The 23,601-nt window shown below is 58.8% G+C and carries 24 protein-coding genes; 15 read left to right on the forward strand and 9 right to left on the reverse strand.

Annotated features, from left to right (window positions below; all coding sequences use genetic code 11):
- Positions 1–8: 8 nt before the first annotated feature.
- Positions 9–350, reverse strand: a complete 342-nt coding sequence (locus tag H1B37_RS02910) for a class III signal peptide-containing protein (RefSeq protein WP_182865120.1) — start codon at positions 348–350, stop codon at positions 9–11.
- Positions 351–1,482: 1,132 nt separating this feature from the next.
- Here H1B37_RS02910 and H1B37_RS02915 point away from each other — a divergent pair.
- The 8 genes from H1B37_RS02915 (at position 1,483) to H1B37_RS02950 (ending at position 8,614) form a co-directional block, all read left to right on the forward strand.
- Complete coding sequence (locus tag H1B37_RS02915; RefSeq protein WP_286177350.1) at positions 1,483–2,097, forward strand: exopolysaccharide biosynthesis protein; 615 nt, start codon at positions 1,483–1,485, stop codon at positions 2,095–2,097.
- Positions 2,098–2,357: 260 nt separating this feature from the next.
- A complete protein-coding gene (locus H1B37_RS02920; protein WP_182865121.1) occupies positions 2,358–3,584 on the forward strand; it encodes a YheT family hydrolase in 1,227 nt (408 codons plus the stop codon).
- Between the two features lie 335 nt (positions 3,585–3,919).
- Positions 3,920–5,332, forward strand: a complete 1,413-nt coding sequence (locus H1B37_RS02925; RefSeq protein ID WP_182865122.1) for an MBL fold metallo-hydrolase — start codon at positions 3,920–3,922, stop codon at positions 5,330–5,332.
- Positions 5,329–5,886: a YeeE/YedE thiosulfate transporter family protein gene (locus H1B37_RS02930; RefSeq protein WP_182865123.1), complete on the forward strand. Its 558-nt coding sequence runs from the start codon at positions 5,329–5,331 to the stop codon at positions 5,884–5,886. The genes H1B37_RS02925 and H1B37_RS02930 overlap by 4 nt, the downstream gene beginning before the upstream one ends.
- Positions 5,887–5,917: 31 nt before the next feature.
- On the forward strand, positions 5,918–6,547 hold the full coding sequence (locus H1B37_RS02935) for a YeeE/YedE family protein (RefSeq protein WP_182865124.1): 630 nt from the start codon (positions 5,918–5,920) through the stop codon (positions 6,545–6,547).
- 191 nt (positions 6,548–6,738) lie between these two features.
- A complete protein-coding gene (locus tag H1B37_RS02940) occupies positions 6,739–7,311 on the forward strand; it encodes a carboxymuconolactone decarboxylase family protein (RefSeq protein WP_286177351.1) in 573 nt (190 codons plus the stop codon).
- A gap of 69 nt (positions 7,312–7,380) precedes the next feature.
- A complete protein-coding gene (locus H1B37_RS02945; RefSeq protein ID WP_182865249.1) occupies positions 7,381–7,593 on the forward strand; it encodes an HAD family hydrolase in 213 nt (70 codons plus the stop codon).
- 4 nt (positions 7,594–7,597) lie between these two features.
- Positions 7,598–8,614, forward strand: coding sequence for a hypothetical protein (locus H1B37_RS02950; RefSeq protein ID WP_182865125.1), 1,017 nt, complete (start codon positions 7,598–7,600; stop codon positions 8,612–8,614).
- A gap of 258 nt (positions 8,615–8,872) precedes the next feature.
- Here H1B37_RS02950 and H1B37_RS02955 read toward each other — a convergent pair whose 3' ends face one another.
- The 8 genes from H1B37_RS02955 to H1B37_RS02990 all read right to left on the reverse strand — a co-directional run bounded on the left by H1B37_RS02955 (position 8,873) and on the right by H1B37_RS02990 (position 18,467).
- Positions 8,873–9,292, reverse strand: a complete 420-nt coding sequence (locus H1B37_RS02955) for a carboxypeptidase regulatory-like domain-containing protein (protein ID WP_353620766.1) — start codon at positions 9,290–9,292, stop codon at positions 8,873–8,875.
- Positions 9,289–10,308: a DUF1559 domain-containing protein gene (locus H1B37_RS02960; protein WP_182865126.1), complete on the reverse strand. Its 1,020-nt coding sequence runs from the start codon at positions 10,306–10,308 to the stop codon at positions 9,289–9,291. The genes H1B37_RS02955 and H1B37_RS02960 overlap by 4 nt, the downstream gene beginning before the upstream one ends.
- 85 nt (positions 10,309–10,393) lie before the next feature.
- On the reverse strand, positions 10,394–11,956 hold the full coding sequence (locus H1B37_RS02965; protein WP_182865127.1) for a permease: 1,563 nt from the start codon (positions 11,954–11,956) through the stop codon (positions 10,394–10,396).
- Positions 11,953–12,399 (reverse strand): hypothetical protein, encoded by a 447-nt coding sequence (locus tag H1B37_RS02970; RefSeq protein WP_182865128.1) that lies wholly within the window; start codon positions 12,397–12,399, stop codon positions 11,953–11,955. Before H1B37_RS02970 ends, H1B37_RS02965 begins: the two co-directional genes overlap by 4 nt.
- Positions 12,396–13,358, reverse strand: coding sequence for an AAA family ATPase (locus tag H1B37_RS02975; RefSeq protein WP_286177376.1), 963 nt, complete (start codon positions 13,356–13,358; stop codon positions 12,396–12,398). The genes H1B37_RS02970 and H1B37_RS02975 overlap by 4 nt, the downstream gene beginning before the upstream one ends.
- A 17-nt stretch (positions 13,359–13,375) precedes the next feature.
- Positions 13,376–15,643 carry a transglutaminase-like domain-containing protein gene (locus H1B37_RS02980; protein WP_182865130.1) on the reverse strand — a complete coding sequence of 756 codons (2,268 nt, stop codon included), beginning with the start codon at positions 15,641–15,643 and terminating at the stop codon, positions 13,376–13,378.
- Entirely contained in the window at positions 15,624–16,844 is a 1,221-nt protein-coding gene (locus H1B37_RS02985; protein WP_182865131.1) for a DUF58 domain-containing protein, read from the reverse strand. The genes H1B37_RS02980 and H1B37_RS02985 overlap by 20 nt, the downstream gene beginning before the upstream one ends.
- 1,149 nt (positions 16,845–17,993) lie before the next feature.
- Complete coding sequence (locus tag H1B37_RS02990; RefSeq protein WP_182865132.1) at positions 17,994–18,467, reverse strand: GNAT family N-acetyltransferase; 474 nt, start codon at positions 18,465–18,467, stop codon at positions 17,994–17,996.
- 43 nt (positions 18,468–18,510) lie between these two features.
- On the opposite strand from H1B37_RS02990, the gene H1B37_RS02995 reads away from it, so the two are divergent.
- The 7 genes from H1B37_RS02995 (at position 18,511) to H1B37_RS03025 (ending at position 23,471) form a co-directional block, all read left to right on the forward strand.
- A complete protein-coding gene (locus H1B37_RS02995; RefSeq protein ID WP_182865133.1) occupies positions 18,511–18,849 on the forward strand; it encodes a tRNA-binding protein in 339 nt (112 codons plus the stop codon).
- Between the two features lie 147 nt (positions 18,850–18,996).
- Positions 18,997–19,491, forward strand: a complete 495-nt coding sequence (locus H1B37_RS03000) for a DUF1569 domain-containing protein (RefSeq protein ID WP_182865134.1) — start codon at positions 18,997–18,999, stop codon at positions 19,489–19,491.
- Complete coding sequence (locus H1B37_RS03005; protein WP_286177352.1) at positions 19,415–19,825, forward strand: efflux RND transporter permease subunit; 411 nt, start codon at positions 19,415–19,417, stop codon at positions 19,823–19,825. The genes H1B37_RS03000 and H1B37_RS03005 overlap by 77 nt, the downstream gene beginning before the upstream one ends.
- A 297-nt stretch (positions 19,826–20,122) precedes the next feature.
- A complete protein-coding gene (locus H1B37_RS03010) occupies positions 20,123–21,601 on the forward strand; it encodes a nicotinate phosphoribosyltransferase (RefSeq protein WP_182865135.1) in 1,479 nt (492 codons plus the stop codon).
- Positions 21,598–22,287 carry an NUDIX hydrolase gene (locus H1B37_RS03015; RefSeq protein WP_182865136.1) on the forward strand — a complete coding sequence of 230 codons (690 nt, stop codon included), beginning with the start codon at positions 21,598–21,600 and terminating at the stop codon, positions 22,285–22,287. The genes H1B37_RS03010 and H1B37_RS03015 overlap by 4 nt, the downstream gene beginning before the upstream one ends.
- Positions 22,277–22,918: a bifunctional nicotinamidase/pyrazinamidase gene (gene pncA, locus H1B37_RS03020; protein WP_286177353.1), complete on the forward strand. Its 642-nt coding sequence runs from the start codon at positions 22,277–22,279 to the stop codon at positions 22,916–22,918. Before H1B37_RS03015 ends, pncA begins: the two co-directional genes overlap by 11 nt.
- 331 nt (positions 22,919–23,249) lie before the next feature.
- Positions 23,250–23,471: a hypothetical protein gene (locus tag H1B37_RS03025; RefSeq protein ID WP_182865138.1), complete on the forward strand. Its 222-nt coding sequence runs from the start codon at positions 23,250–23,252 to the stop codon at positions 23,469–23,471.
- Positions 23,472–23,601 lie beyond the last annotated feature (130 nt).

Raw genomic sequence — 23,601 nt, forward strand, 5'->3', positions numbered from 1 at the left:
TTAGGGTCTCAGTCAGCGACGAAAGCTTCGCCATCGTTGCTGCTGTTTGCGATCACGTTGTTCTCCAGTTCGCCATCGCCATCGGCGTTACCCGTGACGCTGGCCCAGCTGACTTGACCGTTGCCGGAAACGGAGGATCCGTCGCTGGTGGTTCCCACGAAAGATCCGGTCGTAACCGGCAAGTTGTCTTCTGCGTGGGCTCCCGGCAGCAAACCGGCACTAATGGCGTATTGGTCAGCAACCTTGTGGCCGAAAACCGAAACGGCAACCAGCGAGATCATCGCGACTGCGGCCACGATGATGATGTACTCGACCAAACCTTGGCCGCGACGATTTTTAAACTTACGCATGTTTGTTTTCCTTTTGGAAAAACGAGTTGAGAAATTGAGTTAGCCGCCTGACCAGTTCTTCACGCGGCAGCGGCTGGCGAAACCGCGTGAAGCCGAAAGCGGTCAGGAACGCGTCGAAGGCAAGTTGACCAGACTGTGGCCCGCTTACGCTCCGGAGCTGGTGCTTTCGGAGTGGCTTGTTGAACGTCGGTGGGTGATGGATGACGCAATGCGGGAACGCATCAGCGACAAAGATCAATCACCTTAAAAACATCGCATAGAAGGTGCCCCGCCACGCCGGCACAGCCGATCGGGGTTTGGTCGGACCGTTGACCAACTGCACCGCGCGTGGCGGGACGTGTTGGCTGGTAAGTCCGGGCACTGAATGCTGACACCACCGAGGGTGCGCGGCAAACAGTTCGAGGCGAAGTGACCCTACGCGTGACGCGCCGGCGGGCCTCGGGGCTGCGGAATCGACAGAAACGTCGATTGGGGAGAAGACACACGAGCGACACTGGCAAATTCGACGCGATCTTGAACGATTGACGGCGAATCAAGCTGCGACGCGATCCCATTGGGCATTCCCAATGACTGGCAGATCACGCAGGCATCGGAATCATGTCCGTCGTGCGAATGGCTTGGAACCGAATCGTGTCTGGAATCCGGATTGGGGGCCACGTGCCCCTCGGCAGTGCCGTGATGGTGGCACTTGTGGTGGCAGCGACCGCTATCGGGCGTGTCAGGTTCCGTGGTAAGTCGAGCGTGACTCTCGTGATCGCAGCAACCCGCAACGTGCAGCCACGCGGGGGCATGGCCGATGGCGGCCATGACACAGAGCAGGCTGATCGCAATGGGTCGTACGAACGATGTCATCGACGACGGTCGGAGCGAGTGGGGAGGGGCGTAGAAAATGGTCCGACAACGGTCAAACCGTACCCACTACGATCCTTACACGCCATCAGTTCGTCAAGAGGTAGATTTGTTTTCACGTTGATTTGATCCGGATGGATCATCGACGGCCCACAGGAGACCGGTCCATTTGGCAGACGACCACTACGACGGTCGGCATTTCAGCGGCGTGATTTCGGTAGAGAAATCGGAATATGAATTGCACTTTGGTTCGCAACCGCGAAAAATCCGATGCACTTCGTCCATGGAAACCGAATCGTCGATGGCCGTTTCAACACAGCACCCCACCGAAAGTATCTTGGACGAGTTGAAGGATGCGGCGGACTACCATGATCCGCTGACGTTCGGCGAAGTGATGGATATCCTTGGCCAGCATTCTTTCGCGCCGTTGTTGCTGGTCATTGGTCTGGTCATGGTGGTACCAGGTCCGGCGGATATCCCTGGAGTCCCCGTTATTCTCGGCTTGCTTGTCATTGTGGTGGCGGTGCAAATTGTGATGCACCGTGATCATCTTTGGATTCCGGACTGGGTAGAACGTCGAAAGGTAAGCGCGGATCGCGCTAAAAAGATGATCTCGTGGGTCCGCAAGCCGGCCCATTGGATGGATCGCGTTACTAAACCAAGGTACCAATGGCTCATGCGACATGCCGGAGCGTCGTTGGTCGCCGTCGCGTGCATCCTGATTGCCATGACAACTCCCGTTCTGGAATTCATTCCGTTTAGTGCGAACTTGGCGGGGGGGGCTATCGCCGCGTTGGCGGTCGCGTTGTTGGCGAAAGATGGCCTGGTCGCGGTTTTGGCGATCGTGTTGTCGCTGGCAACGGTCGGTCTGGTGGCGTTTCAGTTGATGGGAGGCTGAATAGCCAGACAGCGTGGGTTGTGGCTGGTCAAATTTCGTTCTGATTGGTCCTTTCGCGGCCAGGTAGTGAATACACCTCGTGCTTCTGCGATGGAAAAGGCTCTGAGTTTATCAGTTGAGGATTGACAGGCAGGAGGTCAGTCCCGCGAAAGTCTCCCCCGGCGCTGATTTGGCATGACAATCGCATCGGTCGGTCGATGCACTCGGGTTGAGATGCACCTCACCGAGCTTTTGAGGAACCGATCCGTTTGGAATCTTTCATGAACCGTTGGCCGTCTTCGTTGCGTTTGCCTGACTACAAGCCGTTCTGGCCGCGCCCTAGCCGCCCCTTTCTAGCCGGGAATACGTTGGGAGGCATGTTGCAGACGGCGGGGAACAAATTCAGGCCCACGCCGGAGTCTGCGCTTGATCGGTTCGATTGCACGTCCGTCGAGTTGCCGATCCGAGACGGTTCAGGCGATATCTTGGCGGGCGATTTCTATCGCCCCGACCATCCGGTCGCGGATCGGCCGTTGGTTGTCCTGCTGCATGGGCTGGGCGGGACTTCGCAAAGTGATTACATCGTCAGCGCGGCACAACTGCTGTGCGATGAGGGCAACCGTGTCGTTTGCCTCGATTTTCGTGGATGCGGAGACGCCGATCCGAAGTCGGATGGGATTCACCATCCCGGTCGCACCGGCGACTTGAGCGCGCTGATGCGAGCGGTACAGCATGATGACTGGGCGCAGGGTGAACTTGACAATGGAGTCGTTCTGGTCGGTTTCTCGCTCGGCGGTAGCGTGCTGTTGAAGTTTCTCGCCGAAGAGGACATCGATCGTCGAGTCGTGGGCGCTGTAACGGTTTCCGCGCCACTTGATTTGCGTTCGACCGCGCTCAACCTGTCCAAACCGTCGGTCTGGCCGATTCAGAGGTACTTGTTGCGTCGGATGAAGTCAGAGGTGTTGGATGGTCCGGCGGATTTAACCGACAATGAATGCGCTGCGATCCGTCAGGCACGCAGCGTCTGGATGTTTGACGAAACGTTTACCGCCCCACATTGCGGATTCGCATCGGTGGAAGAGTACTATCGAGAAAACTCCGCTGGCCCGCTCCTGTCCGAGATCGACGTCCCGACCCTGTTGATCTTCGCCGAGAATGATCCCGTTGTCAGCACGGACGACTATCGGCAGTACGACGGAAAGGGGAATCAAAAGCTGCATCGCGCGATCGTGCCCGATGGCGGTCATGTCGGATTCTATGCCGAGCAAGGCTCGTTGCCGCACGCCACACTGCGCTGGCACGAAAGTTGTATTGCGAGCTTCTTGGAACAACTGACTCTTGATCCAAATTCGTCGCCACGCGCGGGCCGTACAGAGTACGAACACATCAAAGAAAGCCAGTTGGATCGTGGCAAAGGCGAAGAGTCGGCGAAGGAGGTTGCCGCTCGCACCGTCAATCAACAGCGACGAATCGAGGGGCGTACGCCCAACCGGACGACGCAGCAGTGAAGGATATGATCGAAGTCATCGCGCTGGGGAGGACGGATCACTGCTATGCGGTCACGATTTCGGATGGGGGAGGAGTCAAAGGACGGATCCGCGGACAATCAGAATTGACGTCATCATTCAAACGCGTACCGGATCGAAAATCGATCGAGTGGTCGCGAGTGAATCGGCATCATAATTGCCGTTGATGTTGTGATTTACCGAATGGCCATTTTCCGTCGAGCGACACGAGGCAATCGGAGGCACCTGTAAGCAGTCCCTCCTGGAGAGACGGGCGGCGAGCTTATTCGCATCACGATTGTTTAACCACCGTAGCAACACGTAGGAGTATTTCAGGCATGTTCATTCAAGAATCAATTTTGACCGACGGCATCGCACAACTTTCCTATCTGCTTGGTGACACGGACTCCGGCCGCGCCGCCGTAATCGATCCGCGAACGGATGTCGAGATTTATGAACAGCTGGCGCGGAAGCACGGGCTGTCGATCACCCACATCTTCGAAACGCACATTCACGCCGACTTTGTCTCGGGAAGCCGATCACTCGCCGAGCGGGTCGGCAGGGCAGAGATTTTTTTGAGCGGCGATGGTGCCAAATACGAATTTGACGGGCAGAAAGTTACTGACGGCGACGCGTTTGATTTCGGCTCGTTTCGCTTAACGGCGCGTCATACGCCGGGGCACACTCCCGAGCACATGACGTTCGAAATTTGTGAGAGCGATCGCCCTGATACGCCGTGGGCGGTGTTTACCGGAGACTCATTGTTCGTCGGATCCGCCGGGCGACCGGACTTGCTCGGCGAAGGCCAAACCGCGGAGTTGGCCGAGGCTTTGTACCACACGCTGTATGACTATTTCCTGAAACTGGATGACTTTGTGACAGTCTTCCCAGGCCACGGCGCCGGTTCGGCCTGTGGGGCCGCAATCGGTGATCGGCTGCAAAGCACGATCGGGTATGAACGGCGGACAAATCCGTTCCTCCGATATCCCGATCTGGAATCGTTCTGTCGTTTTGTGGTCGATGAGGCGCCGCCAGTTCCCTGGCATTACCCGCAATTGAAAAAGGTCAATGCGGCCGGTCCGGAGATCATGGATCGCTTGCCAACCCTGGCGGCGCTGCCGCCAGAGGAGTTCCGACGTGTGGCGCGCGAACCTGGGGTTCATGTGCTGGACACGCGGTCGATCCTGGCTTTCGGGGGCGGTCACGTGCCCGGCGCGATCAATATCGCGGGGCGGTCGGAGTTGTCGGCGTGGGCCGGTCAAATGTTCGATCTCGATCAACGTTTGTTGCTGGTCGTCGACAGTGAAGAGGACCTGGATCGGATCCAGCGGTTGCTGGTCCGGACCGGTCACTGCGTCTTTGCCGGCTATCTGAGCGGCGGGATGAAGGCCTGGGAAACCGCCGGGCTGCCGTTGGAGACGTTGCAGCAGATTCCCGTCCAGCGATTGCGCGAGTTGCAGGTCACCGATCAGGGGCTGACCATCTTGGATGTCCGCGGGCCAGACGAGTGGAAAGCCGGACACATTCCCGGCGCGAAACACTACTTTGTCGCCGACATGCGCGAGCGTATCAATGGTCTGGACAAAGAGGCGCGTTACGCGACCTACTGTGCCAGCGGGTACCGCGCCAGCATCGCAGCGAGTTTGATGAAGGCGCGCGGTTTCAGCGATGTCAGCAATGTTCCGGGAAGTTGGAGTGCGTGGTCGGCCGCCGGCTTCGCGAGTGAAAAACCGGAGGAGGCGACCGCATGATGATTCAAACGATGGGATTGACCTTTCTGGCTAACGTCGATCTGTTGGACTATTCCGGTCCGGCTTGGTCGCCCTATTTGGTCGGCGCGCTGATCGGGGGCCTTTCGATGTTGACGTTCTATTTTTCCAACAAACCGCTGGGGGCCTCGACCGCCTACGCGCGCGTCGCCGGAATGCTAGGCAATTTGACCGCGCCGCAACACACCTCGCGGCTGAAATATTTTCGAGACAATCCGCCGAAAGTCGGCTGGGAGCTGATGCTGGTCCTGGGCGTCATGTTCGGCGCCTTTATTGCTGCCTGGAGCGGCGGTGAATTGACCGGGCGGCTCTTGCCGCTGATGTGGCAAGAACGATTTGGCGCCGATAGCGGGTTGTTGCGTGTCGTCGTTGCGTTTTTGGGCGGCGGTCTGATGGCGCTGGGGGCGCGGATGGCCGGAGGCTGCACGAGTGGCCACGGAATCAGCGGCACGCTGCAGTTGGCCGTCGGTTCGTGGATTGCAGCAATCTGCTTTTTCATAGGCGGCATTGTCACCGCGATGCTGATGTTCGCCTGATCGGCAGCTTACGACCCATTGGAGATTCATTATGTCGACGATCACTGATAAGTCGCAGGACACTACGACGCCCCAATCGGAAACGCATCACGAGGCCCAGGACGAGAACCCGGTTTCCGTTTCCGGAACGACGAAGTCACTGGCGCTGGGGCTGTTGTTCGGAATCATTTTCGGCTTCTTGCTACAGAAGGGTGGCGTCGCGAAATACCACGTGTTGATCGGCCAGTTGCTGTTGGAGGATTTCACGGTCGTCAAGGTGATGCTGTCCGCTGTCGTTGTCGGAATGCTGGGTATCTATTCGCTTTACCGCGCAAACCTGGTTGAATTCCACATCAAACCGACGCGGCTGGTTTCGAATGTGATCGGTGGGTTGTTATTCGGTTGTGGTTTTGCTTTGTCCGCGTACTGTCCCGGTACGGGTGCCGCCGCCGTCGGGCAGGGGAATTTCGACGCAATTGCGATGATGGCCGGAATGGTCGCCGGTTCCTATGTGTTTGCCGAAGCATCCGGCTGGATCAGTCGTCACCTGGATCCGATCGGAGACAAGGGAAAGTTGACTTTGATGGACCTGTTGCCGCTCGGTCGGACTGCGATCACATTCGGGACGGCGGCGTTGTTGGTGGTCGTGCTGATTGTGTTGGAGCTTACGACGACTCGGTAGTTTCACGGGCGTCACCGTGGCGACTTGTTTCCGCTAGCACGGACGTAACGCCATCATCGCCGATCGGTAGTGAAAAAGGGGCGAGCGCCGAGGCGATCTCGTACCTTCTGGCGGATAGGAACTGCAAACAATCATTCACGTCGCATCGCGTTTGTTTTTCGCAGATCAATAGGTCGAAAACAGAAGAGAGAATGACCATGTCAGATTTCACCGTTCACACGATCGAATCCGCCGGCGCAAGCAAGCCGATGTTGGAAAAGAGCCAAAAAACGTATGGGTTTGTGCCCAATTTGCATGCTGTCATGGCGGAATCGCCGGCGTTGTTGGAGGCCTACCGCTCGGTCGCGGACATCTTCGATACCAAGACCGACTTATCACCGACGGAACGTCAGATCATTGCGATGACCAACAATCGGCTGAACGGTTGCACCTATTGCATGGCGGCGCACACGTCGATCATGCAGGGGTTGAAAGTCCCGCAAGACGTGATCGAATCGCTTCGAGACGGGACACCGATCGCCGACCCGAAATTGGAAGCGTTGCGAGTCTTTGCCGAACAGGTCAATCAGAAACGCGGTTGGGTGGACGACAGCGACATCGACGCCTTGCTGGCCGCCGGATACACCCAGCAAACGGTGCTGGACGTGATCGTGGGAACCGCGTACAAGGTGCTGTCCAACTACACCAATCACATTGCCGATACCCCGCTGGACAAACCGTTCGCAAAGAACCAGTGGAGTGCAGAGGCTCATCCGGCAAGTTAACCCTGAGATTCCCCCCGCGATGCTGCCCGAATTGATTGTCTTTGACCTCGACTTCACGCTTTGGGATAACTGAAACACTTCGCCGCACTCCACCAGACGACCGGGATCGGATTTGAATCAATGCTATTCTTTGATGATGAAATGCGGAACATCCGCGAAGTCTCTGAGCTTGGCGTGACCTGCATCATCGTCGAAGACGGATTGACGCTCGAAGTATTTGATCACGGGCTTAGGCAATTTGCGGCAAAAGAATCCCCGGGTCGGGGAAACGCCACAGGGTAGTGCAATGGAAGTCTATCTCTCAAAAAGTACCTACAACACCTCGGGTGGAAGCTGTTTGTACGGATATGCGGGAGACTTATTGACTTCACATCTCGGCGATTATGGAACCGCGATCAAAGAAATCGAAGTGGTGGCTTGTCTTCGCAGCAAGACCCGGAAGTTTCGTCCGACGCTCGAAGCCTTGTTTGACCAATTCCACGCGTACCTCGACTCGTTGCCGCGAATCACGTTTCAACGCAAAAACAAGCGTGTGAAGATCGAGTTCCGGAGCGAACACTTCACCGCCGACGATGAAGGATCGCGAAACGCATCGCCCGAGCAACAGATGACGGCGGCGTACGAGGTTTCCCAGGCATTGCCGATGCTTCGAAAGCGGATCAAACCCTCCGACGATTTTGACGTGGAGCGGTTTCTCGAAGACGCGTCAAAGATATTGGCGACGAAGATCGAAAATCCAGGCCAAGCCGAAAGGACTCGACAGGCGGCAGGCGAAAAGCGAATTGCGATTCGCGACGCCAAGTCGCCATGGGAACGACTGGAAATCGTGTGGGGGCAGTTCCACCCCAATGCGCGCAATATCCTGCACGAACCGTTCTATTGGGAATCCGCCGACGATCTTGCTCCCAACGGCAATGACACGGGAGCTGATTTGTTGGAAGATTTTCGTCGCTGGAACAAGAAGCATCCCCGGACTTCACCCCTCAAATTTCTTGACGGTTTGATGAAAGCTTGGGAGATCGATCCGATCGATTGGGACATCACCGACCATGCGGCCGTCATTCAACTGGACGCAGACCAGCCGATCCCGCTGAAAGTGTGCAACGAAGCGGCAATTGCGTTGGCGTTTGCGGTCATCAAGGTGCGCGCGGCTTGCCCGCGCGATGTCGCAGAACGGGGATTGGCGGCGATCACTCGAACAGGGTTTCTGGTGAATCGCAGTCGACTTGATCAAGCAGTAAAAGATCGATGGAAAACGTCGCTCGCCAAACAGCGGAGCAAACTCGCATCCTTCACTCCCTAAACCCGGCAAGTGTCGTGTGAGGTAGCGGAATTCGCCAAGAATTTCGGCTTTTCCCTGCTGCGAGCCGAAAGCCTTGGCGGCTTCCGCTACGGGTTTCGGGACAAACCCTAGTGCTGCGAGTCGAAAGCCTTGGCGGCTTCCGCTACGGGTTTCGGGACAAACCCTAGTGCTGCGAGTCGAAAGCCTTGGCGGCTTCCGCTACGGGTTGCTGCGAGTCGAAAGCCTTGGCGGCTTCCGCTACGGGTTGCGGGACATACCCTAGTGTTCCGGCTGACTTTCGATCACCAGTTCGATTGGGGCTTGCTGATTCTCCGCGATCTCGACCTTTAAGTCACTGGTGTAGTAGTCCGCATAGCGACGGGGCACGGTTTGGCCATGGCGGTGGGCTTCTTTTGCCAAGTCTTCGGTCATGACGATTTGCACCACCACCACGTCATACGATCCCGGCGGCAGCCCGATTTCGCCCTGTGGGTCAGTTGGCGCGAAGCTGCCGGTCGGCCCGATGCGACTGGCGAATCGTTCTTCGTCACTTCGTCGTCGAAATTCGATACTGCCGGCGGTGACCGGAGTCCCATCGTCGAATCGAATGACCCCGGAGGTCGGTCCGATCGGGCTTCCGCATCCGGCAAACGCGACAACCAGCGTTGCCCACGCGATGGTTTGCAAGATTCGTGTCACGGGACCAATTCAACCACACGCGCGTCGCGTCGATTGGCCAGCGATCCGAGCAGCTTGGTGTCCAGCTCCGGGTTGACGAATCGAACACTGCCGTCGACGAACGCAAAATGGACTCCGCCGGGATGCCAGCTGCCGAAGGAAAACATATCCGCCATCACGTCGTGTGGGCCATTGGCCAGTCGCAGGCCTGGCCCGGCAAGACGGCACGACGCGGGCAGGTGGTCGCCGTCGTAGGCCGGCGAGTCGATCGGGAACTGCCCCAAGCCGGCTGCGGGAATGAATTTCTCGCCGAACAGGAACGTGTTCGAAGTGCCGTCGCGAACCGAGGCCATCCGGATCCGATCCATCGGGCTGATTGCTTTGGCGTCCTTGCAATTGGGTCGCACACTGATGATGACTCCGGTCCCGTTGCCGCCGAAATAGAAATCCGTCGGCTCGCCGACCGCACCTGGGGTGAGGTCACCATGATTGCCCGCGTAGTCACACAGGGCTCCGGGGACGTCCAGCGAAACGTCGACCGGACGCGGCGGAACGGGGCAGCCGCACGGCAGGCGGCCGCCCCCGCCCATCATCGTGGTACGCAGACTGCGGGTGCCCAGCGGTTGCGTGCCGCTGCGGCGCGACGGGCAGAGAAAAACGTCGGGGACGACGGTTCGGACGTTTTCGTCGTGTTGGTGCCAGGGTTTGGAAAAATCCCATTTTTGAGCCAAAGCAACCTGTTCCAAATACGGCATCACCCGTGCCAGCCAAGTCGGCGTCTCAAGTCCACACTGGTCGGATGGGGCCGCATCGGGCCGCGATTCGTACCTTGCCGGTGGAAAATATCCGAATGCGTCATGGTGCAACTGCGTCGCAAGTGCCAGCTGTTTGACCCGATTGGAGCAATCGGTCCGCCGGGCGGCTTCCCTCGCCGCCTGGACCGAAGGCAGCAACAACGACACCAAAATGCCGATGATTCCGATGACCACCAGCAATTCGATCAGCGTGAACGCACGTCGTGAGCGAGTTGAATTCATTTGTTTGGCCCAGCGCATTGTGATTCGTGAGATCGGGTCCGCCCGCAGGGGGATTGTAATTCATGCGGGGCGGAATTGTGCGATCTTAGGACGGATCTCGGAAACTTTCGACCCAGCGAGCATTCGTCGCCAACAGACTTCGCACGACCGACCGAACTTCCTCGATCTCGAAAGGGTCGTGTTCCAGTTCGTGTTCCAGCAATTCTAGTTTTTTGCGGACCAAGTACCCCTGCATGCTCTGGTAGCGACGTACCTCGCCCCGCCGCAGGAAGGTCCCGACCTCCAGCCGGCGACTCCATTCCTCCCAGACCGGGAGCCAGAACAGGGCGTGATCGACGTCGCCGCTGTTGGCCGCGGTGAGACATTCGGCGCGCGCAAGAGCGATTTCGTCCAGGCATTCATCCGGCGACGGATAGTAGGCATAGCAGGCGACGACGCTGAGCGCCACCAGCCCGGCCAACATCGTCCCGCCGACCACCCCACGAGGCACGATGACGTCGAATCGCCGCCGCAATGCCGGTTCGCCCTCGATCGGTACCTTTGATGCCAGACTGGCTTCATCGATCCCCAACGCTCGAACCACGACGCCGATCAGTACGAGTCCGGCCAGCACCGCCATGGCGATCATGCCCGCAATGTCCGCCTGTTTGTTAACCGTGGCAACCGACGTGGCCCACGGATCCGCGTGATAGGCCGAGAGCGGGTTGGCATAAATGTCGAAGGCATGAGTGTGGCCGGCCGGTTCAACCCCCGGCGGCACCAGCGGCTGATTGATTCCATAGGAAATCCCGATCACGATCAATAACAGTGTCGTCAACCATACGGCCGAGGATTTCCATCCGTAGTGTCGGGCGAACCAGAACGGCGTCGCCAGATTCAACCCCGTCCCAAGGATCAGCAGCGTGAATGCCGCGCCGGGCGAATTCGCATGCTGAAACATCATGCCCAGCTGGCTCATCGCCAGCATCGGCGTCGCGTAAATCGGGACCGCCACCGCCAACATCGTCAACGGCGCGAGCGGATCATCGCGTTCGACGCTGTGTTGCATCGATCCGTAGGGTAGCACCGCCGCCAGCAGGGCCAGTCCGGACAGCGCCAGTAACGTCAGCGCGATCGGTTTTCCGCTGGCATCGCGTGCCATCGAAACGACCGAAGCGGCGATGCGGCGCGTCCCGATCAGTTCCGGCTCTTTCGTCGGAACGTTTTCCTCAATCGTGTGCTTCTTTCGTCCCAACGTGTCCCATAGCAATCCCAGTGCGGTCACGATGAACAGTGAACCGACGGCGAACAGGATGATCACCAGCGGACGACTGAGCGTCAGCCCGTACAGCAACGACAGCGGGTTGAACAGTGGTGCCGAGAGCGCGAAGGCCGACATCGCACCCGGTTTCACGCCCGACTTTCGCATCTGGATCAGGATCGGAAGTACGCCGATCGAGCAGACCGGAAGCAGCATGCCGATCAACCATGATTGGGGTAAGCTGCGGAGCGAGTCGCCGCCGAACAGTCGCCGCGTGCCGTCACGTCCGACGTAGTAACGCAGGATCGCAGCGATCAGCAGACCGACCAAAAGTGTCGGTGACGCGGCGATCAGCCCTTGGGCCAGTCGTGTCAAACCGCCCAGCAGCATTGTCGTCGGAGAGTTCATTGGAATGCTCCTTTGGACGAAGCCACTTGTCGGGCGGATTTCGCCAGTGCCTGATCGATCAGATCACACAACGCGGCTGCTTGTTTGCGGTTGGACGGGGATAATTCGTTGCCGCTCGCGCGGAGATTGGCGGTCAACGAGGCGGCGGCGTTGTCGATCGGAATCCAGGCCTGTTCTGACAAGTCGGTGTCAGCCGCGATTTCGGGGATCCAATTGACGATGTCGACCAGCTGGTCGCGTTGCCGCTGAATCTCGCCGGCGTTCGAACCGGTGTCGTCCAGCCGATGACGAATCTTTGCGACGGCGTCGGCTAGACCAGCGGGCCAGTGCGGGGCGACTTCATGATCGTGTTCGAAGTGTGACGCCTTGGGAGCGTCTTCGCTGGTGCATCCGCCAAAGATCGCGGTCATTGCCAGCAACAGAACGAGCGTTCGACACATCATTTGTACTCCGGTGCGGGAACCGTTTTCATGATCCGATCGATCACCGCGTCGACCGATTCACCCCGAGTCAACAAACGGACCGACAGAACGCTGTGCGCGACATCGGCCACATCGGTCGGGGTCACAAAGTCACGCCCCTTCAGCAGCGCCCAGGCTTGGCAAATCGCTTGCCAGTGCATCATGCCGCGTGGGCTAACGCCTAATTCCACCGCATCGTCGTTGCGGCTCGCTTCGGCCAGATCGATGATGTATTCGGCAACTCGATGATGGACACTGACCGCTTGCGTTTTCTGTTGAAGACTCTGCAGATCGTCAAGCGACAGCGGCGTTGCGGTCGGCGCCGCGTTGCCCCCTTGCCCGTTCGCCGAATCATGCACCTCTCGTTGCAACAGGCGTCGCTGGGCATCGCGATCGGGATATCCCAGACGAAGCTTGATCGAAAAGCGATCCAGCTGGGCCTCCGGCAGCGGATACGCGCCGTGTGAATCGATCGGGTTTTGCGTCGCGATCACGAAGAAGGTGGGCGACAGCGGGTGTGGAGATCCATCGATGGTGACCTGCCGCTCCGCCATTCCTTCCAGCAGAGCGCTCTGCGTTCGCGGCGTGGTTCGGTTCAGCTCATCGGCCAATAGCACGTCGGCAAACATCGGCCCCGGATGAAATTCGAACTCGCGCGTCTTCTGATTGAACATGCTGAAACCGGTGATGTCCGCTGGCATCAGGTCCGGCGTGCATTGCACGCGGGCCAAACGTCCGTGGATGGCTTCGGCGATCGCTTTGGCGAGCGTGGTTTTCCCGGTCCCCGGTAGATCGTCCAATAGCAGGTGTCCCCGGGAAAGCAGGCAGGCGATGACCAGGTCAATTTGGTCCTCTTTGCCAAACAGCACGCCGCGGAGATAGTTACGGATCGACGAAACGCCGGTGGGAACGGGGGGGCCGTTGGATTTGGTGGAAACCATTGGATCGGCGGTCAGGTTCATGACGTCGCCTCCTTCGAGAGAGTGGTGATGGTTCGGATGGGCAGCAGATCGACCAGCCGGGTTTCGGCGTTCATGGTCGTCTCGTCAATCTGCCCAAAGAAGAAGGCGTCGGCGGAATCGGCGAACTGGCGGGCCGCTTCGGCGATCATCGCGTCGGCACGCGTGAGTTGTTCCAGCCAGACGCGCTGGGACTTGCCGATCGGGCGGCGTTTTCCGGCCAGTCGAGCTCGCCATTCGATGATCTGAATCCCCAAGCGGATGCGCCGACGGGGCCGAAGCGATCGGCCGCATTTCCAAACGGCCGAGATCATCCAGTCCATCCAAATCAGTCGCGTGAGATAGCCGATGGCGAAAACAAATGTCCCCGCGAGCAAAACCGGCCAGGACGCCGCTGCATACCTGCGTGCAAGCAATCCCCAGGAAGGAGCATAAACGGGTGCCCGATAGCCAGGCGTCGGCTCGATCTCGATCCAACGCCCGTCGTCGAGTTGGACTTCGGCCCACACGTGCACGTCGCGGGGCAATACCGACGCATGGCCTGCGGCGAAATTGAAAGCATCGGGACGAACGTAGAAGCCCGTGACCAGACGCGATGCCAGGCCCAGTCGCCGCGCCAGCAACGCCGCGGTCGTTGCAAACAGATGATCTCCGCCGCGACGCGATCGCAAAAATCGTTCGATCGACGTCGCCGTCTGTTCGCCCGAGCGTTCGAGTGTGAATTCGTTACGAAGTGTCGCAACGCAGGCGTTCAATTGATCGGCCGGGTGAGTTTGATGGGCGGTCGCCGACCGGATCAAGGCATCCAAATCGGAGACGGCCGACGGTGCGATCGTTTCGTCGAGTTTCTGCCCCTGTGTGCTCGTCGAGTTGGCGACCAGATGGCTTCGGATTTCGTCCTCCATCATTTTGACGCTCGCCACATGTACCACCGTCAGTGGCGGAACTTTCTGGCGGCCGGGCATCTGGAAACAGCCGTCTCGGGAGATTCCAAAAAAGTCTTGTCGATCGATGTCTTTGATGTGAACACCGGCAGTCATCATCGGCACTGGAATCCGTTGGGAATCCAGCTTTAGAACCTTAAGCAATCCCACAGAGGTCGCGTTCGGGTGGAGCATCTGGAAGGTGCGCATCGCCGGATCAAAAAACCATGATGACTGTTGGATGTCGACACGCGTGAGCGAATCGCGTTTCAGATCGGCCGACTGGCTCCAGTCGTGGCCGTCGAAGGTGTCGTAGCGATGCATCGCCAAGCGAATTCCTGTCGGGCCATCCCATTGGACAACGCTGTCTTCAACCCGATCATTCAAATGACGGTGCTTTGTCGGCGGCGTCCGCTCGGTCGAAAACGTGCCACTGCCCTGCTCACTTTTTGCGGCCTGCTCGTGTGTCGGGATCAGGTTCTCGTTGCCCATGGCCTGACGACGTTCCCATTTGTTTCGCATCTTTTTGGGTTCGCCGATCATGTCATTGAACATGTCGAACAACGTCGACTCGGTCGATTCCAGGAACAGTTCCGAATCCACCGCGCCGAAAGATTCGGCGTGGTCTTTGGCCGCGATCGCTGCATCGCCGGTCCCGACGCCATCGCGCGCCGCAGGATCGGACCATGCGTTTCCGCCACTGGCAGGCGAGAAGCCCCAGGCCAGTCGATTCGAGCTCCAAACGCGATCCTTGATGGAAAACACCGTGCCACCGAGCACCATTACCGTCATGATCAGGACGCTCGGTTGCAACGTCCAATGACGCTCGACGGCGGCCGGCAACGCCAAATCCAGGCGTTCCCAACGGTTGGCGATCAGGTGCCAAACACAAACCAGGATCCAGACCAACGGGAATGCGATGGCGTTTCGGTCATCGGAGATCGACGCGCTGAACAAGACCAGAAAACCGCTCACGATCAGCGACAGCGAACGAACTCGATCGGTCGTCGCGGCGGTTGCGATCGCGAGCGAGAGGGCACCGAAAACCGCCAGCGCCGACATTTCAAAAGCGATCGGAGACCCGAATGTGCGTGCGGCGGCCGCATAGGCGATCGGTGTGAACACCAGAGACGCGGCCGACGGATAGGCGACGCGACTCAGTTTGCTCCACCGCCCCCTGGCCCTTTCGGTGACAATTGTCACTGCCAAAAGGCCGATCAGTGTAACCATCTCCGCGATAAACCATCGCCGAGATTCCACATGGAAACGCAGCGGCGCAAGGGAGGCGAATGCCAGCAACGCCAGCAGTAGCGTTTCGATCCGTCTACGCGACCAGCGTTGCATCACGCACCTCCGTCCAAAACGAGAGACACTGTGTGGCCAAATCCCGATCGCGACAAATCAAGCGATGGGTATGACCGTCCGACAACCGTCGATTTTGTGACGGGTCGCAAATACAAACCGTGACGTCACCGTGGTTGTCGGACGAAATCATGATCGAGGCATGACCGCGGGCCGGGATCGCGGTCGGTGAATCGACGCAGCCATCGGCCGGGACGTCGGCAAGTGCGTCCATCATCTGGACGAACCCTTCCCAGCCGCGTCGGACGTGGATCCGCCGGTCGCCGACGTGCAGCTGCAATGGGACCGCCGCCTGATGGAGGTTGGCCATCACGCTGGCGGCAACGCGGATGCGGTCGGACAGTTCCGCTGGATTTTGCGATTCTTGATTCACGTCCACGATCAGGTGAACGCCAGGGCATTGCGGCCCGCTCCGTTCGGTCACAACCAACTCGCCCGACCGAGCCGTCGCGATCCAATTGACTTGACGCAAACAATCTCCCTGGCGGTACTCTCGTACGCCAATAAAGTCCCCCGTACGCCCCACGCGGTTCCCTTGCCCGGTTTCTGCGACTCGGCGTCCGGTCATCGCGGTCTGGCCGGTGATCGGAAAGATCTTGGGCCATACGGTGATCGGGGAGAGATCATTGAGTTTGCGTTTTGCCGTCCAGATTCCGAAGGGGAACGAACAGGTCAGCACGGCATCGCCATCGGGATAGCGGCCCCGCAATTGCGGTCGAATCGAGAATCGGTAGGTCGATGTCGCCAGGGCACGAACGAAAGCCAACGCAACCGTCGGGACATCGGTGTGGTCGTCTGATTGATTGGATCGATCCAAAAAGCCTTCGATCGCGAGCCCCCAGACGGGGAGCGGTAGACGGTTGCGAACCGCCAATCGCAGCTCGCACGATTCATCTTCATGAACCTGCTCCTGAGCGGCCGTCAGTGAACACGCGACGACACGAACGGCGATCGCCGGCCACAGCATTCCGATGGCGATCACGGAAACAAGCGTGACCGCCATGGTCCATCCGATCGGCGCGAAATACATGCCGACAATTACGCTGGCCGCGGTGGCCAGGACGAACCATCCGACCGGCTCTTTCAACCAATAAACAAAACGATTAGCCCAGGGACAAAAGTCGGTCGTCAACAGACGGACGGCCCAACGCTTGTCCTCGGGCGCGCCATGGACGATTGCCATGAGGGCGCACCTCGGGTACGAAACAATGAAGGGGGAGATAGAAGCGGCGAGTCATCTAGACTCGCGGCGGTCCCCTTACCGAGACGCTGTGAAAAAGAGGTTCACCCGCGCGGATCGTTCTCCGAACGTGGATCGATGTCTCTGCCGGGATTTCGGGCGCAATCGCCGTCGACTGGACGATGAAGGCCGCGTGCCGTGACGCAAAGAAACTTTGACAGACGCTGCAACGATCCGAATCATGGCCGTCCGGGCAATCGTGATCCCCGTCCTCCGATCGTGTCTCCGACGACGGCTCTGTCGTGCACGAAGAACTTGATCGGTGTTCGTGCGATGCCGTCAGGGCGTGTGAATGGTGGCAGCACGTGTGCCGCGGTCGTTCAGGCTGGGGGGCATCGATTTCTAGCCGCCGACAACACTCGTGATTTGCCCCGACGCAACCGACGTGCATCCAGCCGGCAAGGTTGCCGATCAGCAACGATGCGATGCACAGGTAAACGCAGCTATGACGGAGCAGAAACAAAGTCCGGTTCAACCACAAAATTGAAGAAGAAAACCCGCCGATGAGCCGAGTCGCAGTCGCAGTCGGTGGTACCGTCTGCGATCCGACCAAGGCACAAGTAAAAGTTTCATCGCACCGGTACGGGCGGTCAATGCGATGGGTTCAGGAACACGCGCGCGTACGCGAAATCTTCATTACAAAAAAATGCCTCCCGTCGACGCACTTGCATGGAAAACCCGCGTTCTCCCTTCGCCCGCGTCGCGTTCGAATACCGGCGCGCGTCGCGACCATTCAGCATCGTACACGCTTTCATCCAGCGATGCACTATCCATTTGCACCCGCAAGCCGTGTGCAGCCGCAATTTCCGTCGCAACGCGAGCGACATCGATCGGATCTCGCCCCCCTGAGGAGAGGGTGGGGCGGGTTCGTGGAGGTCATTTTCCTACCTCCAAAATTTTCCTACCCCTCACCCCCGGCTACAGCGCCCGGTGGCGTCGGCGGGAAACAACAGAGAGATGGCAGAAAGATGCGGGGCAGAATGATGTTGCGCGCGGGCTTGCGCCAGACGGCTGAATCAGCAATGCGATTCGCCTTCCGAGCCATGGAGCGAGGAGCGGGCGTGGCATCGTTAATGCCGATGGCGTTTTCCGCTACCGCTTGAAGGTCCGCTGCATCAGGAAATTGGTCATTTCAACACCCCTACACCGGACGGTTTGCTCGCGGACGACCTCGAATCCCATGGACTGAAAGAACGGCCTGGCGGTGATACTCGCCTCGGTCGTGATTCGATGAAATTCGTGGTCGCTTGCGTCTTGGAATAGGCGTTCGACCAGCCGCCCTGCGATGCCCCTGCGTTGGTGGTCTGCGGAAACGAACAGTCGGTCAAGATGCCCTTGGCGGGTCATGTCCGTGAATCCGACGATCCGTGTTGCCTCAACCGCGACATACGCGAAACGATCGTCGAATCGGTCCGCCCATCTGTCAGAATCGATCTCCACGGGAGCCCATGCGTCAACTTGTTCCGCCGAATAATCGCGAACATTGATCCGGTGAACCGTCTCATGAAACAACTGCAGGCAGGCATCGGTATCGGTCGGTGCCAGTTCTCGTAAACTGATCGTCATTGTGACTGCAGCAAGATTGCTCCCTGATCATCGGGTTTCGCCAATGGGTGTCATCACCTGGCAAGAATTTGAAAACGTGGACCTGCGTGCCGGCACCATCACCTCGGTGAACGATTTTCCGCAGGCGCGAAAGCCGGCCTACAAGATTCGAGCCGATTTCGGACCGGATCTGGGAACGAAGCAAACCAGTGCCCAGGTCACGGTGAATTACGACAAAGAAGATCTGCTTGGGCGTCAGATCATCGCTGTGGTGAACTTTCCTGCCAAGCAGATCGGTCCCTTCATGTCTGAGTTTCTGTTGGTGGGATTCTACCGCGAAGACGGATCGGTCGTGTTGGCGATTCCGGAGCGTGGCGTTCCCAACGGCGCAAAACTGGCCTGAGACTGTTAAAACGTAGCGACCTTCGCCAGAAGGTGGATCCACGGGCATTCCCACACCCTCGCGAGCGCAGCTGCGCCAAAATGGCGCTGTCCAGCGATTCGTGTGTCCCCGGATGTCAGCCGAGGGCAATGGCCTTACACTACCGCCATGAACGAACTTCGCACGTTGCAATTCGACGACCTGGACGCCGCAGTCCGCGAGGCGCGTGCGCTGCATGAGGCAGGATACACGCGGCAGGGATCCTGGTCGCTGGGGCAGATTTGCCGGCATCTGGTGCTGGTGCAGCAGCCCAGCTTGGATGGTTACCCGGCTTGGATGTCGTTGTTCTCTTTCCTGCGGCCGATCATGCGACGCTGGTTGCTGCCCAAGGTGTTGCGTCCGGATTCGCCGCGTGGCATCCGGACGGCGTCGATTTTTGAGCCGCCCGACGAGTTGAACGACGCGGCGGAGGTGGACGCATTTGCCGACAGCGTCGAGAAACTGAAGGCTCATTCGGGCGGGTTTTACCCGCATCCCGCATTTGGACGGCTGCCGCGAGAGCAGATCTTGGCAATTCACGCGGCTCATGCCGCCCATCATCTACGGTTTCTGCAATCCAGTCCGCCGCGAGCGGCTGTCGCCGGATCAAACCGAAAATGCTGAACCGGCGATCGCAGGACTCGACTCGTTCGGGGCGAAGGAATCATGGACGAAAGCAGACAGCGACGACGCGATCGTGCGTTCGGTCACCAGTCGCCTGCGTCCGATCCTGATGAGTACGCTGACAAGTGTCGGGGGAATGTTGCCGTTGGTCTTTCTGACCGGACCGGGCAGCGAACTTTACCGCGGCCTGGGAGCCGTCATCACCGGCGGACTGCTCGTTTCGACCGTGTTCACCGTGTTTCTGGTCCCCGTGGTGCTGAGCATGGTCTTCGATCTGGGCCGAGGGAACGTACCGCGACCGGCCGTCGAAACACAGGACGCGTTGGCGGCGTGAAGATCTGGTAGGTACCGGGAATCGCGCCTGCTTCGTCTCGGTTTGAGCGATGGCTGTGCGATGTTGCTGGATTGAGGACCGGATTTGAATTCCCCCACGGATGGCAAGCCCCCCGGCTGGACCGAGACGCCTTAAACACGGAACATCGTGAATCGCCGGTCAAACGTAGCTACCTTCGCCAGAAGGTGGATCCCCGGGTGACCACGCTCTGGCGAGCGTAGCTACGTCAAAGTGGGGCTGTAACGGCTTGACCTTTACTCCACTTAGTGTAGAATAAACACTAACAGGGAGAAGCCAATGAACCCGGCATCGAATTCGCTCGCGCTGTTGACCGACTTGTACGAGTTGACGATGGCGTCTGGGTACTGGAAGTGTGGCAAGGCGGAGCAGTCCGCCGCGTTTCATCTGTTCTTCCGCAATAGCCCGTTTCAAGGCGGGTATGCGATTACGGCGGGGCTCGGCCCGGCGCTGGAATTCCTGCGTGCGTTTCGCTTCACTTCCGACGACATTGAGTATCTGGGGACGATTGTTGGCAATGACGGTCGGCCGCTGTTCGATCCTGCGTTTCTGCGGTATCTCGCGGAACTCGAATTGACGTTGGATGTGGATGCGATTCCCGAGGGCACCGTCGTTTTTCCGCACGAACCGCTGTTGCGAGTATGCGGTCCGATCTTGCAGTGCCAATTGATCGAGACGGCGATGTTGAACCAGATCAACTATCAGTCGTTGGTCGCCACCAAAGCGTCGCGCGTGGTGATGGCCGCTGAAGGCGACTCGGTGCTGGAGTTTGGACTGCGTCGGGCCCAGGGAATCGACGGCGGGCTGACGGCCAGTCGTGCGGCATTCGTCGGGGGATGTGCCGCGACGTCGAATGTGCTGGCGGGGAAACGATTCGGGATTCCGGTCAAGGGAACGCATGCTCACAGCTGGGTGATGTCGTTCGACAGCGAACCGGAGGCCTTTGAAGCCTATGCCGACGCGATGCCCAACAACTGTGTCTTTCTGGTGGACACCTACGACACACTGCAAGGCGTTCGCCACGCCGTCCAGATTGGGCAACGTCTTCGCGAAGCCGGGCACCGGATGGTCGGCATTCGGCTCGATTCGGGCGATTTGGCCTGGTTGAGTATCGAAGCCCGCAAGATCCTTGATGCGGCCGGATTTGATGATGCCGTGATTGTGGCCAGCAACGATTTGGATGAGCGTCTGATTCAGAGTCTGAAATTGCAGGGTTCTAAGGTCACGGTTTGGGGCGTCGGAACGAAATTGGTCACCGCGTACGACCAGCCGGCACTCGGCGGTGTCTACAAACTGGGCGCGATCAAGGATGAATCCGGAGATTGGCAGCCGCGGATCAAGGTTTCTGAACAGCTGATCAAGACGTCGACGCCGGGGATTCAACAAGTCCGCCGCTACGTCGACCACGAAGGGATGGCGATCGCCGACATGATCTTCAATGAGTCGCAGCCGATGCCCGAGACGTGCACCGTCGTTGATTTTCTGGATACGACCCATCAAACGGAGTTTGACGCGAGCGTTCCCTTTGTGGACCTACTTCAACCGATGCTACGCGGCGGGAAGTTTGTCGGCGAATCTCGCCCGCTGGACGAGATTCGCAACCGGGCCATGGCACAGCTGAAACAGTTCCATCGCACCGTACTGAGGTTGGACAATCCACACCGCTATCGCGTCGGGCTCGAACGCAGTTTGCATGACCTGAAGTCGCAATTGGTGCGTGATGCCAGGCGGCGGAGCAAGGCGGAGGCCACGACGTGACTTGGACATACGAGTTCCCCAGGCCTGCGCTGACGGTTGACTGCGTGGTGTTCGGGTTGGATGAACCCGAGCTGAAGGTGCTGCTGATTCGACGTGACTTGAAACCGTTCCGTGGCAAATGGGCACTCCCCGGTGGCTTTGTCCACGTCGACGAAACACTGGAGGATGCCGCCCGGCGGGAACTGCGGGAAGAGACGGGCGTTGAACAGCTCTATCTGGAGCAACTTTACACGTATGGCGACGTCGACCGAGATCCGCGTGAGCGTGTGGTCACGGTCGCCTACTATGCTCTGGTCAAGTTGTCCGATCACCGTGTCGTTGCCGCGACCGACGCCCGCGATGCCGACTGGTTCGGCGTGCATGACCTGCCGCAGCTCGCGTTCGACCACGCGCGGATCCTGGACGCCGCCTATCATCGGTTGCAAAACAAACTGCGTTACGAACCGATCGGGTTTGAACTGTTGCCGAAGAAATTTACCTTGAGGCAACTGCAACGGCTTTACGAAGTCATCCTAGATCGGACGCTGGACAAACGGAATTTCCGTAAAAAGATCCTCAGCACCGGCGTGCTGCAGGAGCTCGATGAAATGGAAACGAACGTGGCGCATCGTGCGGCCCGCCTGTATCGATTCAACCAAAAACACTATCGCGACATGGTCAAGCGGGGAATCCACTTTGAAATCTGAAACAAGCACGACCGCAAATCGGGCATTGTTGCTGATCGATCTGCAGAACGACTTTGTCGATGGCGGCGCGTTGGCGGTGCCGGGCGGACTGGAGGTGGTCGACGTGGCTAACGCGTTGATGCCGAAGTTTGATTGCGTTGTCGCAACCCAGGATTGGCATCCCGCCGATCATCAAAGCTTTGCCAGCCAACATGCGGCCATGGCGGTCGGCGATTGCTTCCAGCTTGGCGGATTGCCACAAATCGCCTGGCCGGATCACTGCATCCAGCAGACGCACGGCGCAGAGTTTGTCGCCTCGTTGAACCGAGATCAAATCGATCAAGTGGTTCGCAAAGGAACCAACAAACAGATCGACAGCTACAGCGCGTTTTATGACAACGGGCACCTGCAATCGACCGGTCTGGCGGACGAGTTCCGCCGCCGCGGCGTCGAACACCTATTCGCGATGGGCCTGGCAACCGACTATTGCGTTCGCGCGACGGTGCTGGACGCACTGGCCGAAGGTTTTCGCGTCACGTTGGTGGTCGATGGTTGCCGCGGCGTCGAACTGGAAACCGGTGACGTCCAGCGTTCGCTGGAGGAAATGCAAGCCGCCGGAGCGGTGCTGGTTTACAGCGACGATGTTTCGTGACACGTCCCAATCGAAGTGCCCCTTTAAAACGAGAGGTGTATTATTTCTCGGTGGGGACGGGGCGATCGCGGCATGGCGTATCCCCCCGTTCCTCCACTCAATTCAACGACGGCCACGATGGGGAATTTGATGTATTGCAACCAACTCGCACTGGTTGGCACCTTGACGCTTTTGAGCTTTGACGGCGCGAGCGCCCAGGGCTTTCCGGGCCCGCCAAGGATGCAAAACGCTGCCGCTTTAATACCACAACAAGCGGCCGGTATCGGTGCCACCACGACCGACGCGACGGCGATCGCTAGGCAATTTGCCGAACCCGCAAACCCTGGCGCAGATGATACTCAGCAACTACGACGCCGACGCCAGCGGTGAGCTGAATCAAGCCGAGTTGCAGACCGCGCTGGAAGGACTGCGCCAATTGATCGTGCAACAAACGCAGGCCGCCCGGGCAGCCGCCTCAGTTCAGCGGAATTCACTCGGCGTTCAAACCTCGGCCCCCAACCCCATCAGCGCAGGCATCTCGCCTCGGCCCCCGCGTGGACGGCCAATTCCCTAACCGACGAATTCGTGCGACCTGAGGATCTGCGGCCGTCTCATCATTCTGCCCCACATGATTCTGCTCTCCTTCGGCCACGTTCCGCGGCAGAGCGATAGTATTGTTCGGCAGCCCTTTTGTGAGTCGTCTT

Source organism: Stieleria mannarensis (assembly GCF_014154935.1).
Taxonomy (GTDB): Bacteria; Planctomycetota; Planctomycetia; order Pirellulales; family Pirellulaceae; genus Stieleria; species Stieleria mannarensis.

Coding starts and splice junctions, on each gene's coding strand:
- H1B37_RS02910 (WP_182865120.1), bottom strand. CDS start 350: ATGCGTAAGTTTAAAAATCGTCGCGGCCAAGGTTTGGTCGAGTACATC.
- H1B37_RS02915 (WP_286177350.1), top strand. CDS start 1,483: ATGGAAACCGAATCGTCGATGGCCGTTTCAACACAGCACCCCACCGAA.
- H1B37_RS02920 (WP_182865121.1), top strand. CDS start 2,358: ATGAACCGTTGGCCGTCTTCGTTGCGTTTGCCTGACTACAAGCCGTTC.
- H1B37_RS02925 (WP_182865122.1), top strand. CDS start 3,920: ATGTTCATTCAAGAATCAATTTTGACCGACGGCATCGCACAACTTTCC.
- H1B37_RS02930 (WP_182865123.1), top strand. CDS start 5,329: ATGATGATTCAAACGATGGGATTGACCTTTCTGGCTAACGTCGATCTG.
- H1B37_RS02935 (WP_182865124.1), top strand. CDS start 5,918: ATGTCGACGATCACTGATAAGTCGCAGGACACTACGACGCCCCAATCG.
- H1B37_RS02940 (WP_286177351.1), top strand. CDS start 6,739: ATGACCATGTCAGATTTCACCGTTCACACGATCGAATCCGCCGGCGCA.
- H1B37_RS02950 (WP_182865125.1), top strand. CDS start 7,598: ATGGAAGTCTATCTCTCAAAAAGTACCTACAACACCTCGGGTGGAAGC.
- H1B37_RS02960 (WP_182865126.1), bottom strand. CDS start 10,308: ATGAATTCAACTCGCTCACGACGTGCGTTCACGCTGATCGAATTGCTG.
- H1B37_RS02965 (WP_182865127.1), bottom strand. CDS start 11,956: ATGAACTCTCCGACGACAATGCTGCTGGGCGGTTTGACACGACTGGCC.
- H1B37_RS02970 (WP_182865128.1), bottom strand. CDS start 12,399: ATGATGTGTCGAACGCTCGTTCTGTTGCTGGCAATGACCGCGATCTTT.
- H1B37_RS02975 (WP_286177376.1), bottom strand. CDS start 13,358: ATGGTTTCCACCAAATCCAACGGCCCCCCCGTTCCCACCGGCGTTTCG.
- H1B37_RS02980 (WP_182865130.1), bottom strand. CDS start 15,643: ATGCAACGCTGGTCGCGTAGACGGATCGAAACGCTACTGCTGGCGTTG.
- H1B37_RS02985 (WP_182865131.1), bottom strand. CDS start 16,844: ATGGCAATCGTCCATGGCGCGCCCGAGGACAAGCGTTGGGCCGTCCGT.
- H1B37_RS02990 (WP_182865132.1), bottom strand. CDS start 18,467: ATGACGATCAGTTTACGAGAACTGGCACCGACCGATACCGATGCCTGC.
- H1B37_RS02995 (WP_182865133.1), top strand. CDS start 18,511: ATGGGTGTCATCACCTGGCAAGAATTTGAAAACGTGGACCTGCGTGCC.
- H1B37_RS03000 (WP_182865134.1), top strand. CDS start 18,997: ATGAACGAACTTCGCACGTTGCAATTCGACGACCTGGACGCCGCAGTC.
- H1B37_RS03005 (WP_286177352.1), top strand. CDS start 19,415: ATGCCGCCCATCATCTACGGTTTCTGCAATCCAGTCCGCCGCGAGCGG.
- H1B37_RS03010 (WP_182865135.1), top strand. CDS start 20,123: ATGAACCCGGCATCGAATTCGCTCGCGCTGTTGACCGACTTGTACGAG.
- H1B37_RS03025 (WP_182865138.1), top strand. CDS start 23,250: ATGATACTCAGCAACTACGACGCCGACGCCAGCGGTGAGCTGAATCAA.